This window comes from Pseudonocardia sp. OZ21 (assembly GCF_059359135.1).
Map to the genome: position 1 here is coordinate 62,818 of NZ_JCADBN010000015.1, position 14,935 is coordinate 77,752.

General features: G+C 73.3%; 18 protein-coding genes, 1 pseudogene and 1 riboswitch. Of the genes and pseudogenes, 8 read left to right on the forward strand and 11 right to left on the reverse strand.

Annotation, left to right across the window (positions count from 1 at the left end; all coding sequences use genetic code 11):
- Positions 1-99: 99 nt before the first annotated feature.
- Positions 100-1,179: a hypothetical protein gene (locus AC5L35_RS28685; protein ID WP_495062836.1), complete on the forward strand. Its 1,080-nt coding sequence runs from the start codon at positions 100-102 to the stop codon at positions 1,177-1,179.
- A gap of 77 nt (positions 1,180-1,256) precedes the next feature.
- On the opposite strand, the gene thiE is transcribed toward AC5L35_RS28685, so the two are convergent.
- Positions 1,257-1,925, reverse strand: a complete 669-nt coding sequence (gene thiE, locus AC5L35_RS28690) for a thiamine phosphate synthase (RefSeq protein WP_495062837.1) — start codon at positions 1,923-1,925, stop codon at positions 1,257-1,259.
- A gap of 47 nt (positions 1,926-1,972) precedes the next feature.
- A riboswitch (TPP riboswitch) is annotated at positions 1,973-2,079 on the forward strand.
- Between thiE and thiO the strand changes: the two genes are divergently transcribed.
- From thiO to AC5L35_RS28705, 3 genes are all read left to right on the forward strand, one after another.
- A complete protein-coding gene (thiO, locus tag AC5L35_RS28695) occupies positions 2,071-3,240 on the forward strand; it encodes a glycine oxidase ThiO (RefSeq protein WP_495062838.1) in 1,170 nt (389 codons plus the stop codon). It overlaps the preceding riboswitch by 9 nt.
- Positions 3,218-3,418: a sulfur carrier protein ThiS gene (thiS, locus tag AC5L35_RS28700; protein ID WP_495062839.1), complete on the forward strand. Its 201-nt coding sequence runs from the start codon at positions 3,218-3,220 to the stop codon at positions 3,416-3,418. Before thiO ends, thiS begins: the two co-directional genes overlap by 23 nt.
- Positions 3,419-3,435: 17 nt before the next feature.
- Positions 3,436-4,218: a thiazole synthase gene (locus AC5L35_RS28705; RefSeq protein WP_495062840.1), complete on the forward strand. Its 783-nt coding sequence runs from the start codon at positions 3,436-3,438 to the stop codon at positions 4,216-4,218.
- A gap of 9 nt (positions 4,219-4,227) precedes the next feature.
- Here AC5L35_RS28705 and AC5L35_RS28710 read toward each other — a convergent pair whose 3' ends face one another.
- Complete coding sequence (locus tag AC5L35_RS28710) at positions 4,228-4,569, reverse strand: VOC family protein (RefSeq protein WP_495062841.1); 342 nt, start codon at positions 4,567-4,569, stop codon at positions 4,228-4,230.
- 25 nt (positions 4,570-4,594) lie between these two features.
- Positions 4,595-5,134 (reverse strand): gamma carbonic anhydrase family protein, encoded by a 540-nt coding sequence (locus tag AC5L35_RS28715; RefSeq protein ID WP_495062842.1) that lies wholly within the window; start codon positions 5,132-5,134, stop codon positions 4,595-4,597.
- Positions 5,135-5,232: 98 nt separating this feature from the next.
- On the opposite strand from AC5L35_RS28715, the gene AC5L35_RS28720 reads away from it, so the two are divergent.
- A complete protein-coding gene (locus tag AC5L35_RS28720; protein WP_495062843.1) occupies positions 5,233-6,102 on the forward strand; it encodes a GerMN domain-containing protein in 870 nt (289 codons plus the stop codon).
- A 14-nt stretch (positions 6,103-6,116) separates the two neighbouring features.
- On the opposite strand, the gene AC5L35_RS28725 is transcribed toward AC5L35_RS28720, so the two are convergent.
- A complete protein-coding gene (locus tag AC5L35_RS28725; protein WP_495062844.1) occupies positions 6,117-6,728 on the reverse strand; it encodes a hypothetical protein in 612 nt (203 codons plus the stop codon).
- Between the two features lie 143 nt (positions 6,729-6,871).
- Between AC5L35_RS28725 and AC5L35_RS28730 the strand changes: the two genes are divergently transcribed.
- Positions 6,872-7,057 (forward strand): hypothetical protein, encoded by a 186-nt coding sequence (locus AC5L35_RS28730; protein ID WP_495062845.1) that lies wholly within the window; start codon positions 6,872-6,874, stop codon positions 7,055-7,057.
- Positions 7,058-7,147: 90 nt separating this feature from the next.
- On the opposite strand, the gene AC5L35_RS28735 is transcribed toward AC5L35_RS28730, so the two are convergent.
- The 3 genes from AC5L35_RS28735 to AC5L35_RS28745 are packed head-to-tail and all read right to left on the reverse strand — an operon-like array spanning position 7,148 to position 10,289.
- A complete protein-coding gene (locus AC5L35_RS28735; RefSeq protein ID WP_495062846.1) occupies positions 7,148-8,260 on the reverse strand; it encodes an XdhC family protein in 1,113 nt (370 codons plus the stop codon).
- Positions 8,253-9,374, reverse strand: coding sequence for a vWA domain-containing protein (locus AC5L35_RS28740; protein ID WP_495062847.1), 1,122 nt, complete (start codon positions 9,372-9,374; stop codon positions 8,253-8,255). The genes AC5L35_RS28735 and AC5L35_RS28740 overlap by 8 nt, the downstream gene beginning before the upstream one ends.
- Before the next feature lie 15 nt (positions 9,375-9,389).
- A complete protein-coding gene (locus AC5L35_RS28745) occupies positions 9,390-10,289 on the reverse strand; it encodes an AAA family ATPase (RefSeq protein WP_495062848.1) in 900 nt (299 codons plus the stop codon).
- A 511-nt stretch (positions 10,290-10,800) separates the two neighbouring features.
- On the opposite strand from AC5L35_RS28745, the gene AC5L35_RS28750 reads away from it, so the two are divergent.
- Positions 10,801-11,472, forward strand: coding sequence for a transglycosylase family protein (locus tag AC5L35_RS28750; protein ID WP_495062849.1), 672 nt, complete (start codon positions 10,801-10,803; stop codon positions 11,470-11,472).
- Positions 11,473-11,535: 63 nt separating this feature from the next.
- On the opposite strand, the pseudogene AC5L35_RS28755 reads toward AC5L35_RS28750, so the two are convergent.
- Together AC5L35_RS28755 and moaC are read right to left on the reverse strand one after the other, a co-directional pair.
- Positions 11,536-12,461, reverse strand: a pseudogene (locus AC5L35_RS28755) (molybdenum cofactor biosynthesis protein MoaE).
- Positions 12,458-12,937 (reverse strand): cyclic pyranopterin monophosphate synthase MoaC, encoded by a 480-nt coding sequence (gene moaC / locus AC5L35_RS28760; RefSeq protein ID WP_495062850.1) that lies wholly within the window; start codon positions 12,935-12,937, stop codon positions 12,458-12,460. Before moaC ends, AC5L35_RS28755 begins: the two are co-directional and overlap by 4 nt.
- 411 nt (positions 12,938-13,348) lie before the next feature.
- Here moaC and AC5L35_RS28765 point away from each other — a divergent pair, with 411 nt between their 5' ends.
- Positions 13,349-13,948, forward strand: coding sequence for a LysM peptidoglycan-binding domain-containing protein (locus tag AC5L35_RS28765; RefSeq protein WP_495062851.1), 600 nt, complete (start codon positions 13,349-13,351; stop codon positions 13,946-13,948).
- A 49-nt stretch (positions 13,949-13,997) separates the two neighbouring features.
- Here the strand turns inward: AC5L35_RS28765 and AC5L35_RS28770 are convergent, their stop codons facing one another.
- Both AC5L35_RS28770 and AC5L35_RS28775 read right to left on the reverse strand, forming a co-directional pair.
- Positions 13,998-14,585 carry a nucleotidyltransferase family protein gene (locus AC5L35_RS28770; protein ID WP_495062935.1) on the reverse strand — a complete coding sequence of 196 codons (588 nt, stop codon included), beginning with the start codon at positions 14,583-14,585 and terminating at the stop codon, positions 13,998-14,000.
- Entirely contained in the window at positions 14,582-14,761 is a 180-nt protein-coding gene (locus tag AC5L35_RS28775) for a hypothetical protein (protein WP_169397040.1), read from the reverse strand. The genes AC5L35_RS28770 and AC5L35_RS28775 overlap by 4 nt, the downstream gene beginning before the upstream one ends.
- Positions 14,762-14,935 lie beyond the last annotated feature (174 nt).

Below are 14,935 nucleotides of genomic sequence, written 5' to 3' on the forward strand. Positions count from 1 at the left end.
GGCGGTCACCAACGGTGGTCATCCGGAGCGATTCAGACGGGCGCCGCGTTGAAATCATGGACGTTCGAGAGCCCGAAGATGTGATCGCCGACAGGAGCCATGCCTCAGTACCCCCCCGCCCCCCGTCCCGACCACTCCCGCCCCGGCGCGCGGCAGACGCCCCCGGTGCGGATACCGGCGCAGCGCACCCCACCGCCGTCTCGAACGCCTCCGACCAGGGTCAGCCCGCCCACGACCGAGGCGACGGTGCCGACGCAGCCGAAGGGCGGGATCGACCTCACGCTCAACAAGGTGCTGGCGGGCGCCGGGGCCGCGGCGACGAGCGCGGTGCTCGGGTCCTTCTTCGGCGCGGCGGGCACGGTGACGGGTGCCGCGCTCGGCTCGGTCGCGAGCACCGTGGCCTCCACCCTCTACCAGCAGTCACTTGACCGCACGCGGGACAAGATCGCGGCCCGCATCCGGTTCACCCGCGGCCGCGGCATGGATGCGGTGGAGGAGCGGGCCACCGAGATCACCATGCCGATGCCGCGCATCTCCCCCGAGGCGGCCACCACCCAGCTTCGCGTCGGACCCGGCGTCCAGCCGGTGGTCGCGGCGCGGTCCCCGCGGCACCGGATCCTGCTCTGGTCGGGTGCGACCGTGCTCGTGTTCGTGCTCGGCCTGCTCGCGATCACGGGGGTCGAGTGGGCGAAGGGTTCCACCCTCACCTCAGGCCAGTCCGGGACGTCCGTCGGCCGGGTGATCGAGGGCAACCACGAGCCGAGGCACAAGGAGGAGCGGATCGAGCCGACCCCGACGCCGGAGCCGACGCCCACCCCGACCACGAGCGCCGACCCCAGCACCGACCCGAGCACCGCTCCGGGCGCCGGTCAGGACAGCAGCGGCACGAACTCGTCGACCGACCCGGGCGACGGTGGCAGCGCCACCTCCCGCCCCGACGCTCCCGGCGGCGACTCCGGCGACGTCCGGAACGGTGGCTCCGGGAACGGCGGTGGCTCGGGGAACGGCGACTCGGGGAACGCGGGCTCCGGGAACGGTGGCTCCGGAACCGGTGGCTCGGCGAACGACGGCTCCGGGAACAACCGATCGGGCGGCGACGGCTCGGGCGGCGACAACCCGGGCTACAACGGCGGCGCGGTCCCGACCCCGCTGGTCGCGGTCCCCGGCGCCGGCAACTGAGCGGTCCTCGCAGAGCCGGCGGCCTCGTCGCAGAGGCTACGGAGCCTGCGAGGACGGCAGCCGGTCTGCGAGGACGATCACGCGCGGAGGCGGGCCGCCAGTGCGGCGGCGGCCGCTCGCGGGTCCTCGGCCTGCGTGATCGCCCGCACGACGACGACGCGCTCGGCACCGGCGTCCAGCACCTCGTCGAGGCGGGTCTCGTCGATGCCGCCGATGGCGAACCACGGCCGCGACGGTGACCGACCCGCCACCGTCCGCACCAGATCGAGCCCCGGCGCCGGCCGGCCCGGCTTGGTCGGCGTCGGCCAGCACGGGCCGACGCAGAAGTAGTCCACGCCCGCCTCCTCCGCGGCCGTCGCGGTCTCGTCCGCGCTGTGCGACGAGCGCCCGACCACCACGTCGTCGCCCACGATCTTGCGGGCCCAGGCGACGGGCAGGTCGTCCTGGCCGAGGTGCAGGACATCGGCGCCGGCGGCGAGCGCCACATCCGCGCGGTCGTTCACCGCGAGCAGCGCGCCGTGCCGGGCGCAGGCCTCGGCGAGCACCTCCAACGCCGCGAGCTCATCGCGGGCCTCCAGCGCGCCGTCGGTGCCCTTGTCACGTAGCTGGACGATGTCGACACCACCCGACAGCGCCGCGTCGGCGAACCGGGCGAGGTCGCCGGTGCGGCGCCGCGCGTCGGTGCAGAGGTAGAGGCGCGCGTCGGCCAACCGCGCGCGCAGGGCGTCTCCGTCGAATCCGGGCACGGTGCCCGACCCTACGCGGCACCGGACGCGGCGCGTACTGTGAAGCCCAGGTGACGCACGGGAGCCCGGCAGCGGGCTGAGAGGGGATCCGCAGATCCCGACCGTCGAACCTGATCCGGGTCATGCCGGCGCAGGGAGCGGGGAGATGACGAACTCACGGTTGACGGTGATCGGTGCAGGGGTGATCGGCCTGTCCTGCGCCTGGCGAGCCGCGGCAGCGGGCCTGCAGGTCACGGTGCTCGATCCGGCTCCGGCCTCCGGGGCGTCCTGGGTGGCGGGCGGCATGCTCGCACCGGTCACCGAGGCGTGGCCGGGCGAGGAGGCGCTCCTGGAGCTCGGCGTGGAGTCCGTGCGTCGTTGGCCCGGATTCGCCCAGGAGGTCGCCGCCGCCGCGGGCCGCCCCGCCGGGCTGCGCACCGAGGGCACCGTGGTGGTCGCCACCGGAGCAGGCGACCGCGCCGAGCTGGACACTCTGGCGGGCTACCTGGCGCGGCTCGGCCGTGCCGTCGAGCGCCTGTCGGGCCGCGAGCTGCGGCGCCTGGAGCCCGCACTGGGTCCGGACGTCCGCGGTGGCCTGTCGGTACCCGACGACCTCGCGGTCGACAACCGCGTGTTGCTCGCCGCCCTGCGGGCCGCGGCCGAGCGGGCCGGGGCCACCGTCGTCGAGAGCGCCGCGCGGGCCGTCCTCGACGATGGAATGCGCGTCACGGGTGTGCGCACCGACGGGGCCGAGTTCCCGTCCGACCTCGTGCTCGTCTGCGCGGGTGCCCACTCCGCCACGCTGCACCCGGTGCTGCGCGGGCTGGTGCGCCCGGTGAAGGGCGAGATCCTGCGGCTGGCCCACCGCGCGGGCGCGTTCCCGCCGCCGAGCCGCACGGTCCGGGCGCTGGTGGACGGCCGCCCGGTCTACGCCGTGCCGCGCGACGGCGGCGGCCTCGTCATCGGAGCCACGCAGGCCGAGACCGGGTTCGACACCGAGGTCACCGTCGGCGGTGTGCGCGACCTGCTGCGCGACGCCGAGCGGGTGCTCCCCGGCATCGCCGAGTACGCACTGGTGGAGAGCGCGGCCGGCCTGCGGCCGGGCAGCCAGGACAACCTGCCGCTGGTGGGCGCGCTGGGCCCGGAGGGGCTGCTCGTCGCCACCGGCCACCACCGCAACGGGATGCTGCTCGCACCGGTCACCGCCGACGCCGTGCTGGCGCTCCTGCACGGCCGTCCGGTCCCCGATGCGGTGCGTGCGGCGGACCCGCACCGATTTCGCGGAGCGCATCGGCATCCCGAGGAGGTAGCACGTGCACGTGTGGATCAACGGTGAGCAGCGCGAGCTGGGCGCGGGCGCGAGCGTGCTCGACGCGCTCACCGAACTGGGCGCGCCGAGCAGTGGCGTGGCGGTCGCGGTGGACGGCGAGGTCGTGCCGCGGGCCGGCTGGGCGGACACCCGGCTGGCCGACGGCGCACGTATCGAGGTCCTGACGGCGGTGCAGGGAGGATGACGATGATCGGAGAGTCCGTGACACGTTCGGACGTCGACGGCGACGTCCTGGTGATCGGTGGGCGGAAGATCCCGTCCCGGCTGATCATGGGGACCGGTGGTGCGGGCAACCTGGAGATCCTGGAACGCGCGCTCGTCGCGTCCGGCACCTCCCTGACCACGGTGGCGATGCGGCGGATCGACGCGGCCACCGGCACGGGAGTGCTCGACCTGTTGCGTCGCCTGGGGATCGAGGTGCTGCCCAACACGGCGGGCTGCCGCACCGCGGCGGAGGCCGTGCTCACCGCGCGGCTGGCGCGCGAGGCGCTGGAGACCGACCTCGTGAAGCTCGAGGTGGTGGCCGACGACCGCACGCTCCTGCCCGACCCGATCGAACTGCTCGACGCCGCGGAGCAACTCGTCGACGACGGCTTCACGGTCCTGCCCTACACCAACGACGACCCGGTGCTGGCGCACAAGCTGGAACAGGCCGGCTGCGCCGCGGTGATGCCGCTGGGTTCGCCGATCGGCACCGGGCTGGGCATTCGCAACCCGCACAACATCGAGATGATCGTGGCGGCCGCCTCGGTGCCGGTCGTGCTCGACGCCGGTATCGGCACGGCATCGGAGGCCGCGCAGGCGATGGAGCTGGGCTGTGATGCCGTGCTGCTCGCCACGGCGGTCACGCGGGCGGCCGACCCGGAGCGGATGGCATACGCGATGCGGCTGGCGGTGGAGGCGGGACGCGCCGCGCGGGGAGCGGGCCGTATCCCACGCCGCTACTGGGCGCAGGCCTCCTCCCCGGACCCGGACGCCGGCTGAGGTCCGCCCTCACTCCACGAAGCAGAACTCGTTGCCCTCGGGGTCGAGCATCACCTGGAACGAGCCATGGGCGTCGGTGACCACCCCTCCGCTGCGGGTGGCGCCCAGCCCGACGGCTTCGTCCGCGGCCGCCGCGACGGCTGGCCCGGAGAGGTCGAGATGCAGCCGGTTCTTCGTGGCCTTGGCCTCGGGCACGGCCTGGAAGGCCAGCCGGGGCATGCCCGGCGGATCGACGTAGGACCAGCTGGGCTGGCGGTCCACGGGCGCCCCGCCGACCAGAGCGGCCCAGAACCGGACGAGCCGGGCCGGGTCGTGGCAGTCGATGACGATCTCGTCCAGACGGGCGCGCACGCGGGCACGATAACGGCCGAGCGCGTCAGCCCTCGAGCATCGGCACGACCGGTTCCACGCCGGCGCGATGCCGCCGGGCGAGCTCCTGGTAGATGCCCGGGTTGCCCTCCACCCACCACCGGGCCGACTGCGTCAGCGGACCCTTCTCCCGGGCGACCGTGTCCAGCACGAGCCGGTCGTCGGGCACCACGGTGTTGGGAGCGACGGTGGCGCCCGCACCCACGAGGCAGCGCGCCCCGATGCGGGCGCCGTCCTGGATGGTCGAGCCGTTGCCGATCAGCGCCTCGGGGCCGATCACGCAGCCGTGCACCACACAAAGGTGCCCGATCGTCGCACCCGCGCCGACCTCCGTGATGGGATCATTCCCGCCGTGCAGCACACAGCCGTCCTGCACATTCGCGCCCTCGCGGATGATGATGGGACCGAAGTCGGCGCGGAGCACCGCGTTGTACCAGATCGACGCGTTGGCCTCGACGCGAACATCGCCCACCAGCGTGGCGGTGGGGGCGACGAACGCGTCCGGATGCACGGTCGGGGACAGGCCCTCGAAGGAGAACAGCGGCATGGCCCGCAGCGTGCCACCCGGGTGCGTCCGGCGCGTCGATCGGGCAGCCGTCTCCCTGCCGGGCACCGTGGTGGCCGACCGTGGGGAGGTGCTCGGCGATGATCGCACGACGTGGGCCGGTCCTCGTCGCCATCGCGGTGGTGCTCGCCGGATGCGGTGCCGAGTCCGGGCCGTCCGGTCCGCCGCCCGGCGCCGCGCTGCCCGAGCCGGTGCCCACGGTCCGGTCGACCCCACGGACGGGCTCCACGACCGGTGAGCCGACCGCGGTGCCGGTCTACTACGTGGCGGACACCCCGGCGGGCCCGCGGTTGCAGCGGGAGTTCCACCGCGTGCCGTCGGACGACCGGGCGAGTGCTGCCGTGCGCGAGATGCTGGCCGAGCCCACCGGGACCGACCCCGACTACCACTCGTACTGGCCGTCCGGCACCACGTTGCGCACCCCGGTACGCGTCGAGGACGCCACGATCGTCGTCGACCTGGCGGGGACGAACGGTGCCCCGCCGAGCGCCGAGCTCGCGGAGCTCAGCGTGCAGCAGCTCGTGTTCACGGTGCAGGGCGCGCTGCGGTCCGCCGACCCGGTGCGGATCCTGGTGGACGGCCGGCCGGTGGCGCGCCTGTGGGGGTCGGTGCCGACGGCCGAGCCGGTGCGCCGCGGCGACGACTACGCGCTCCGCTCCCTCGTCCAGATCGACGGGCCCGCCGACGGCGCGGTGGTCGGGCGCGAGGTCGAGGTGACCGGTGAGGCCGCGGTGTTCGAGGCGACGGTGCTGTGGGAGGTGCTGCGCGACGGCGCCGTGGTGCGGTCCGGCGTCACGAGCACCACCGAGGGCCAGCGGTTCGCCCCGTTCGCCTTCACGGTGGACCTGGCGCCCGGTGACTACGTCGTGCGGGTGCTGGAGGACGACGCGTCCGGCGGCGAGGGACGCCCCGTTCTGACCGACGACAAGTCGGTGACCGTGCGCGGATAGGCGCCCACCGCACGTCAGTCCGGTGGGGCCTTCGGGGTCCTCAGCCCCAGGCTCCGCAGCTCCAGCGCCGCGAGCCCGTGCACCACGGCCCGGTCGTCGCGCCGCCAGGCCGCAGCGGGGTCGGGGGAGACCTTGAGCAGGCGCCGGACCGGCAGCCGGGTCATCGCGCGCAGGGCCAGGAGATCGGAGTCGACGGAGCGCACCGCCACGGCCGACCGCGCCGCCCGTGCGTACCGGAGGCGCAGCGGCAGCCACACGAGCAGCACCGGCAGCGCCCCGAGCACCACGATCCCGACCGCCGTGCCGAGCGCGACGGTCGCGACCGTCTCCAGCTGCTCCCGGCCTGCCGTGGCCAGCGCATCGCCCGCCCCGGTGCCGCCGCTCAGCCCGCGGGCGAGGTCGTCCCCGACGAACGGCACCTGCTGGGCGGTCCGCGCCGCCTCGTCGAAGGCACCGCGAATGGTGTCGCCGGCTTCCACCATCGTCCGGGCGGGCCCCTGCAGGCCCAGGATGAGCTCCCGGGCCGCCTGGGCGGCCAGGACACACAGCACCAGCCAGCCGACGACGAGCAGGTCCGCCAGCAGCTGGAGTGCTACCCGCGCCGGACGTTCGGCGTAGAACCGCATGGCGGCGCAGCGTACGGCCGACCCCGACCCGCCCCCGACCCCACCGGCCACCCCCCGCCCTCCCCCCGCGAGTCGCCCGCCCCGGCCCCGCGAGTCGCCCGTCCCGCGATCTCGCCGGCGGGTTCGCGCTCACCGCGGACGGGATGGCCTGGTTCCGTGACGAGCTGGGCTTCGTGCCGGCCGCATCACGTCGTCCCGTGGCGCGCGCGTGCCTCGACTGGACCGAACGGCGGTCGCACCTGGCGGGGCAGGCCGGCGCCCACCTGCGATCCCGGATGCAGCACAACGGCTGGATCGCGGGCAGGGGCAGTGGGCGTGCCGTCGGCTGACCCCGTCGGGGACGCGTGCGCTGTCCGACCTGCTCGGCGTCACGCTCCCCGCCGCCGCGACACCGACCTGACGGGCAGGTCGCGCGGCGGTCAGACGTGGATGGGGCCCTGCCGCTCGGCGAGGCGGGAACCGGCGCCACCCCAGTGCAGGGCGATCATCTCCGCGGCGATCGAGACGGCCGTCTCCTCCGGGGTGCGGGCGCCCAGGTCGAGCCCGATGGGCGACGACATGCGGTCGATCTCGGCCTCGGTCACCCCGACCTCACGCAGGCGCTCCAACCGGTCCTCGTGCGTGCGCCGCGAGCCCATCGCCCCGATGTAGCCGACCTCCGGCAGCCGCAGGGCCACCTCGAGCAGCGGCACGTCGAACTTCGGGTCGTGGGTGAGCACGCACAGCGCCGTCCTGGCGTCGATCCGCCCGGCCTCCGCCTCGGCGGCGAGGTAGCGGTGCGGCCACTCCACCACGACCTCGTTGGCACCGGGGAAGCGCGACGCCGTGGCGAAGACGGGACGCGCGTCGCACACGGTGACGCGGAAGCCGAGGAAGCTGCCGATCTTCGCGACCGCCGCCGCGAAGTCGATCGCACCGAACACGATCATCCGGGGCGGCGGGGCGAACGACTCGACGAACACGTCGAGGCCCTCGCCGCGGCGCTGCCCGTCGACGCCGTAGTGCAGCATCGCGTTGCGCCCCGCGTCGAGCAGGCCGCGGGCGTCGTCGCGGATGGCGTCGTCGAGACGGGCCGAGCCGGTGCCGCCGTCGGTACGGTCCGGCCACACGATCAGCCGGGTGCCGAGCCGCTCGGCCGGGCCGGACACCACGGTGGCCACCGCGACCGGCGACTCGTCGCGGATCGCCTCGGCCACTGCGCCCAGCTGCGCGTACTGCTCGGGGTCGACCTTCTCCACGAAGATGTCGATGATCCCGCCGCACGTGAGCCCGACCGCGAAGGCGTCGTCGTCGGACACGCCGTAGCGCTGCAGGATGGGCCGCCCCTCGGCCAGCACCTGCTGCCCGAGCTCGTAGACGGCTCCCTCGACACAGCCTCCTGAGACGCTGCCGACGGCTTCACCGCCCGGGCCGACCAGCATCGACGCGCCGGGCTGACGTGGAGCGGAACTGTATGTTCCGACCACGGTGGCGAGCGCTGCCGGCTCGCCCTTGTCCCACCAGCCTTCCAGCTGGCGAACTACGTCACGCATGTCTGACCACCTCGAGCAGTTGTTGCAGGGTGGCGAGGCTGTGCCCGGCCAACAGATCGTCCAAGTACGGAAGTGCGGCAACTATTCCGCCCTGTACCGGCGCGTAGCCCTCCTTTCCCGCGTGGGGGTTGACCCACACCAGCCGGTGGGCGAGCCGCCGCAGCCGCGCCATCTGCTGGGAGAGCAGCTCGGTCCCGCCGCGTTCCCAGCCGTCCGAGAAGACCACGACGACGGCGCGTCTGGCAGCGCCGCGTTGCCCCCAACGGTCGACGAACGCCTGCAGCACCTCGCCGAGGCGAGTGCCGCCCGACCAGTCGGGGATCGCCTTGCCCGTGGCCGCCAGCGCGCGTTCGGCGTCGCGCATCTGCAGCTCCCGGGTGACCCGGGTGAGCCGGGTGCCGAGGGTGAACACCTCGACCGCGCCGGGCGACCGGCGCACCACGACGTGGGCGAAACGCAGCAGCGCGTCGGCGTACGGCTCCATGGAGCCCGAGACGTCGACGAGCAGCACGATCTTGCGAGGGCGCCGGGAATGGTCGCGACGCCGCAGCTCGCGCAGCTCACCCTGGTTGTGCAGGGTGGCACGCAGGGTGGCCCGGCCGTCGGTGCCGCCGTGCCGGGACGGCCGCATCCGGCGGGACCTGCGCCGCGGCAGCTCGGGCTGCAGCAGGGCCAGCAGGCTGCGGAGGTGTTCGCGCTCGGCAGGCGTGAGCTCGGCGAGGTCGCGGTTGCGCAGTACCTCCGCGCCACTGGTGCGGGCCCGGATCTGCGGCTCCTGCCCGTCGTCGTCGCTCTCACCGTCGGAGTTGTCCGGGGTGAGCGCGGCGAGCGTGGGCGGTGGCGGCTTGCGGTGGTCGCTGATGTCGGTGCGGCCGCCCTGCGGCGGGGTGAACCAGTCCTCGAACGCGCGGTCGTAGCGCGGGAGGTCGTCGGGGTCGGAGCAGAGGGTGAGCCGACCGGCCCAGTAGGTCTGCGTCCGGCTGGTGACGTCGAGCGCGTCGAGCGCGGCGAGGAACGCGGCCACCCGGTCGGTGGTGATCGCGAGCCCCGCGTTGCGGAGCACGACCGTGAATCCGACCAGACCCGGGACCGGGTCGTCGGTCGGCGCTGGCATGGGCGCGGTCATGACTCAGGAGGCGAGCAGGGTGTCGAGCTGCTTGCGGACGCGGTCGGCGTCCTCGCGGTACTTGAGGACGGCGCCGAGCGTGGCGGCCGCGCTGTCGACGTCGAGGTGCCGGGCGCCGACGAGCTGCAGGGCGCGAGCCCAGTCGATCGTCTCGGCCACGCCGGGCGGCTTCAGCAGGTCGGACCGGCGCAGCTGCTGGACCGCCCCCGCCACCTGCGCGGCGAGGCGCTCGGGCAGGCCGGGTAGCCGGGAGTGCAGGATCTCGATCTCGCGCTGCAGATCGGGGTGGTCGAGCCAGATGTAGAGGCAGCGCCGCTTGAGTGCGTCGTGCACCTCGCGCGTGCGGTTGGACGTGAGGACGACGACCGGCGGCACCTTCGCCCGGATCTCACCGATCTCGGGAATGGTGACCGCGTGTTCGGTGAGCACCTCGAGCAGGAATGCCTCGAACTCGTCGTCGGCGCGGTCGATCTCGTCGATCAGCAACACGCTCGGAGTGGTCTGCAGTGCGCGCAGGATGGGCCGGGCGAGCAGGAAGCGCGGGTCGTACAGGGACGCTTCCACCGCGTCGGCGTCGAGCGTCGCACCGGTGGCGCTCGCCGTGGCCTCGAGCGCGCGCAGGTGCAGCAACTGGCGGGGGAAGTCCCAGTCGTACAGGGCCTGGGCCGCGTCGATGCCGTCGTGGCACTGCAATCGGATGAGCTCGGCCCCGAACACCTGCGCGAGGGCATGGGCCAGTGCGGTCTTGCCGGTTCCCGGCTCGCCTTCGCAGAACAGGGGCCGGTTCATCTGCACGGCCAGGTACGCGGCGGTGGCGATGCCGTCGTCTGCGAGGTAGCCGGTGGTGCGCAGGGCAGCCGCCAGCTCGGTGGGGGAACCCGTGGCGTTCGGGCGATCGGTCACGGATCCAGCATGACTGAACAGGGGAACCCTAGCCACCGCGGGTGAGGACACGGGGCCCCGCGGGGGGTGGATCCGGCCGAGTTTCATGACATCGGCTACTCGCTGTGACCGGCCCATCTACTGCCGGACCAACAATACTTCCGGTTTGATTGTATTGGATCCACCGTGATGCGACCTTAATCGACAGGCGCCCTGACCTGCGAAAATATGGACATTGCCACCTGTTCCCGTTGCCTGTCGTGATCTCGGTCACCCATCTGGGGTTTGACGATTTCCCGAGGGCCTCTCGTAACGTCTACGGCCGGTCGTTCCGAGAGGGCCGATCGGAATACATCCGGAGCTGTCGCACCAGGGCCCTGTCCCGCAGTTCCGGTCCGTCGAGATGGAGGCGGGACAGGGCCGAGGACGCCATTTCGGAGAAGTCGCCCCAGGCTTTGCCGAGATGACAAGGAGCTGCTCGCCGGGTCGAACCCCCTGCCCGCTGACGAGCAAGTTCTCCTCGATGGCGCGAATGGAGAACAACGAAATGACTTCACGACCTGTTTCCCGCAAGGGCCGAAGTCTCCTGCGTCTGGCACTCGCCGGCGCAGTTGCGGTTGGTGTCCCGTTCGCTGTTGCAGGCACCGCCAATGCCGCCCCCGACTCCGCCTGGGACAGGCTTGCCCAGTGCGAGAGTGGCGGCAACTGGAAGATCAACACCGGAAACGGCTACTTCGGTGGCCTGCAGTTCAACCCCACGACCTGGCGGGCCTACGGCGGCTCGGGTATGCCGCACCAGGCGAGCCGGCAGCAGCAGATCGCCGTCGCCGAGCGGGTGCTGGCGGCGCAGGGCTGGAACGCATGGCCGTCCTGCTCGCGCAAGACCGGTGTGCGCGGCAACGTCTCCCAGATCCGGGCCTCCGAGCCCATTGCCGCGAAGGCCCCGGCAAAGGCGACGGCTCCGGCCAAGGCCAAGGCCAAGGCCAAGGCACAGGCCAAGGCGCCGGCGCGGGTGGAGAGGGTTTCGGCCCCGCACCTCGCCAAGAACGGCGCGGACTACACCGTCGTCAAGGGCGACACGCTCAGCAAGATCGCCGCGGACCGTCGTCTTCCCGGCGGCTGGCACGCACTCTTCGACCGCAACACCGACGTTCTGAACAACCCGAACGTCCTGCGGATCGGTCAGCAGCTCGACCTGCACTGACGCGCCCGTGCGCGGGTGCGGAGCGGCTTTGTGCGGCTCCGCACCCACGCGCGGCCACAGCCCTCAGGTCGAGCCGACCCACTCGTCGGTGCCGTCGGTGAATGCCTGGTGCTTCCAGACGGGCAGCAGCCGCTTCACCTCCTCGACCAGTTCGGCGCAAGTCTCGAAGGCCTCGCGCCGATGGTCGGCAGCAACGGCGCAGGCGAGCGCGACGTCCCCGATCTCGAGTCGGCCGACCCGGTGGCTCACCGCGATCGCCCGCACGCCCGTCGTGCGTGCAGCGATACCGGCCGCCACCTCGGCCACGACCTTCTCCGCGCTCGGGTGAGCGCTGTACTCCAGGCCGCGCACGGCCCGGCCGCCGTCGTGGTCACGCACCACGCCGGCGAACGTCACCACGGCGCCTGCGGCGGCGTGGTCGACGAGCGCGGCGTGCTCCGCCACGTCGAGCGGCGACTCTCCGACGGCAGCCCGTAGGACTGCCGCTCGGGTGGTTGCTTCCGTCATCGATGATCGCCTCCTCGAAGCTGGTCCACCGCGTGCTCCAGCACCTCGGCGAGTACCGACAGGCCGTCACGGACCCCACCTGTAGATCCGGGCAGGTTCACGACGAGCGTGCGCCCTGCGACCCCGCTGAGTCCGCGGGAGAGCACCGCCGTGGGCACCTTCGGCGCTCCGGCCGCCCGGATCGCGTCGGCCAGGCCGGGCACCTCATAGTCCAGGACCGCGCGGGTCACCTCGGGTGTCGCGTCGGTGGGCGAGATGCCGGTGCCACCGGTGGTGATCACCACGTCGACCCCGTCCGCGACGGCGGACCGCAGTGCGTCGCCGACCGGTTCGCCGTCGGGCACCACGGACGGGTCCGGGGTATCGAACCCCCGCGCGCGCAGCCAGTCGACGATGAGTGGGCCGCCGGTGTCGGCATATACCCCTGCGGAAGCCCGGTTCGACGCCGTCACCACGCGGGCGCGGCGGCCGGAAGCGGTCACGAGCGGTCCTCCGGACGCGTCCAGGTGCCCGTCTTGCCGCCGTCCTTCCGCTCCACCCGCACGCCGTCGAGTACCGCGGCCGGGTCGACGGCCTTGACCATGTCGTGCAGGGCGAGCCCGGCCACGGCGACCGCGGTGAGCGCCTCCATCTCGACGCCGGTGCGGTCGGTGGTGCGCACGGTGGCCCGGATCCGCACCTCCGCTCCGTCCGGCTCGAGGTCCAGCACCACCCCGCTCAGGGCGATCGGGTGGCAGAGCGGCACGAGGTCGGGGGTGCGCTTGGCGCCCATGATCCCGGCGATCCGCGCGGTGGCGAGCGCGTCGCCCTTCGGCAGGCCGTCACGGCGGAGCAGTTCCACCACCTCGGCGGTGGTGCGCAACGTGCCGGTGGCGACCGCTGTGCGCGCGGTGGGTTCCTTGTCGGTGACGTCCACCATGCGGGCGGCGCCAGCCGTGTCTACGTGGGTGAGCTCCACACCCGAACCCTACGGCGTGGACGAAGCCGGTGCCGCGGCGCGCAGAAGCGGGCACGCGAGGGTGATCTGCCTCACTCGGACGCAACCTCCGATGATCTCGAGCGTTGGTAAAGAGGGGATGGTGAGCAGCCATAATTCTGCCCCACTGCGCCGTTCGGAGTACACGATCGAGGTGTGCGCCGCTCCGCGCGCTGTGTTTGCTCCCGGCCCGCGCGGACGTAGCGTCCTCCGCGGCACTCCGGAACTCCCCAGGTTCCGAGGGCCCCGGAACCGCAGCGCTCCCCTGTCCGGCGGTCCCGGCTCCCCGTCGCCTCACGAAGCGCGGGACAGGAACGGACCGTGGCGGCAGCCCCACTGTCGCCCCGCCAGCTCCCCGGCGGACGTCCGTGCGCAGCGCACGGAGATACACCCATGGCGCGCTACCGCGGCCGTCACCGTGCCCCCACCACGACCGGGCGGACCATCGCCCGCACCGCACTAGCCGGAGCCGTCGCAGGAGCACCACTCGTGATCGCCACCCCGGTGGCGCACGCGGCGACCGACAGCACGTGGGACCGCGTCGCCCAGTGCGAGAGCGGCGGCCGGTGGGACATCAACACCGGCAACGGCTACCACGGCGGGTTGCAGTTCTCGCCGAGCACCTGGAGAGGTTTCGGCGGCGCCGAGTTCGCCCCGGTGGCGTACCAGGCGAGCCGTGCTCAGCAGATCGTCGTCGCCGAGCGCGTGCTGGCCAAGCAGGGCTGGGGCGCATGGCCCGTCTGCTCCCGCAAGGCCGGTGCCGTCGGCGAGCCGGCCACCCAGCGCAACGCCCCCGCCCAGCAGGTGCGGCTCAGCGCTCCCGCTGCCCCTGCCGCCACGAACGGCACGTACGTCGTGCAGCGGGGGGACACCCTGTCGTCGATCGCGAGCCGCCACGGTGTCGCCGGTGGCTGGAAGGCCCTGGTGGACAAGAACCCCGGACTCGCCGGGAACCCGAACCGGATCTCCCCCGGGCAGCACCTCACCCTGTGATCCGGCCTGCTGACCCGCAGCCGACCTCGGCAACGGGGCCGGGTGCGGGTCAGCAGGACCGGTAGCGAGCCAGCTGTTCGGGAGTGTCGACGTCGTCGGGGTCGGCCAGGTCCCCGCACTCCACCAGAGCGAGATCGGGGTTGCCTGCCAGGTAGCCGCGGGCACCGGCGTCGCCGACCGCCACAGCACGCACCCCGGCCCAGTGTGACCGTCCGATGAGGACGGGATGGGCCGGGTGCCCGGAGTAGGCGGCGCGCAGCAGGACGTCGGGGCCGGTCCGGGCCGCTATCCGGGCCACGGCCGCGGCCGTGACCCCCGGCAGGTCCACCAGATGGACGAGCGCGGCCTCGGGAACGGGGTCGAGCCCTTCCAGCGCGGCGAGCCCGGTGCGCAGCGAAGCACCCATGCCTTCCTGCCACCCCTCGGCCACGACGACGTGAACGCCGGACGGGACGAGGTCGGCCACGTCCGTGGCCGCCGCGCCGAGCACCACGACCAGCGGCGCGCAACCGCCGTCGGCCAGCACCCGAAGGGCTCGCCGGACGAGGGGCTCACCGCCCAGCTCGACCAGCGCCTTGGGCCTGCCCATCCGGCGCCCGGCGCCCGCCGCGAGCAGCAGGCCGGTAGGGGCGCTTATCTGTTGATCTCCGTGACGGGGTGCACGTACGGCACCTCATCGAGCGGGAACTCCACGTCGCCGAACGGCGACAGGGAACCCTGCCGCGGGCTGGCGAGCTCGCTCACCGGATGTTCGCCGTCGGGCAGCTCCGGCCACGTCGGGTCGATCCGGCCCTCACGGGCGGCCTTGGCCACGGTGTCCTCCTCGGGGTCGGGCGTCGCGGCCGATTATCCCGTACCGGGCCGCGTGGTGAGGGACGAGGTCACGTACAGACCACTTCGGACCACATCGGGACCCGTCGCAGCACCCCACTGACGTCCTGACGATCAGGTGCGGTACACGAGGGGCGTCGTCCCGCGGGTGCCGAC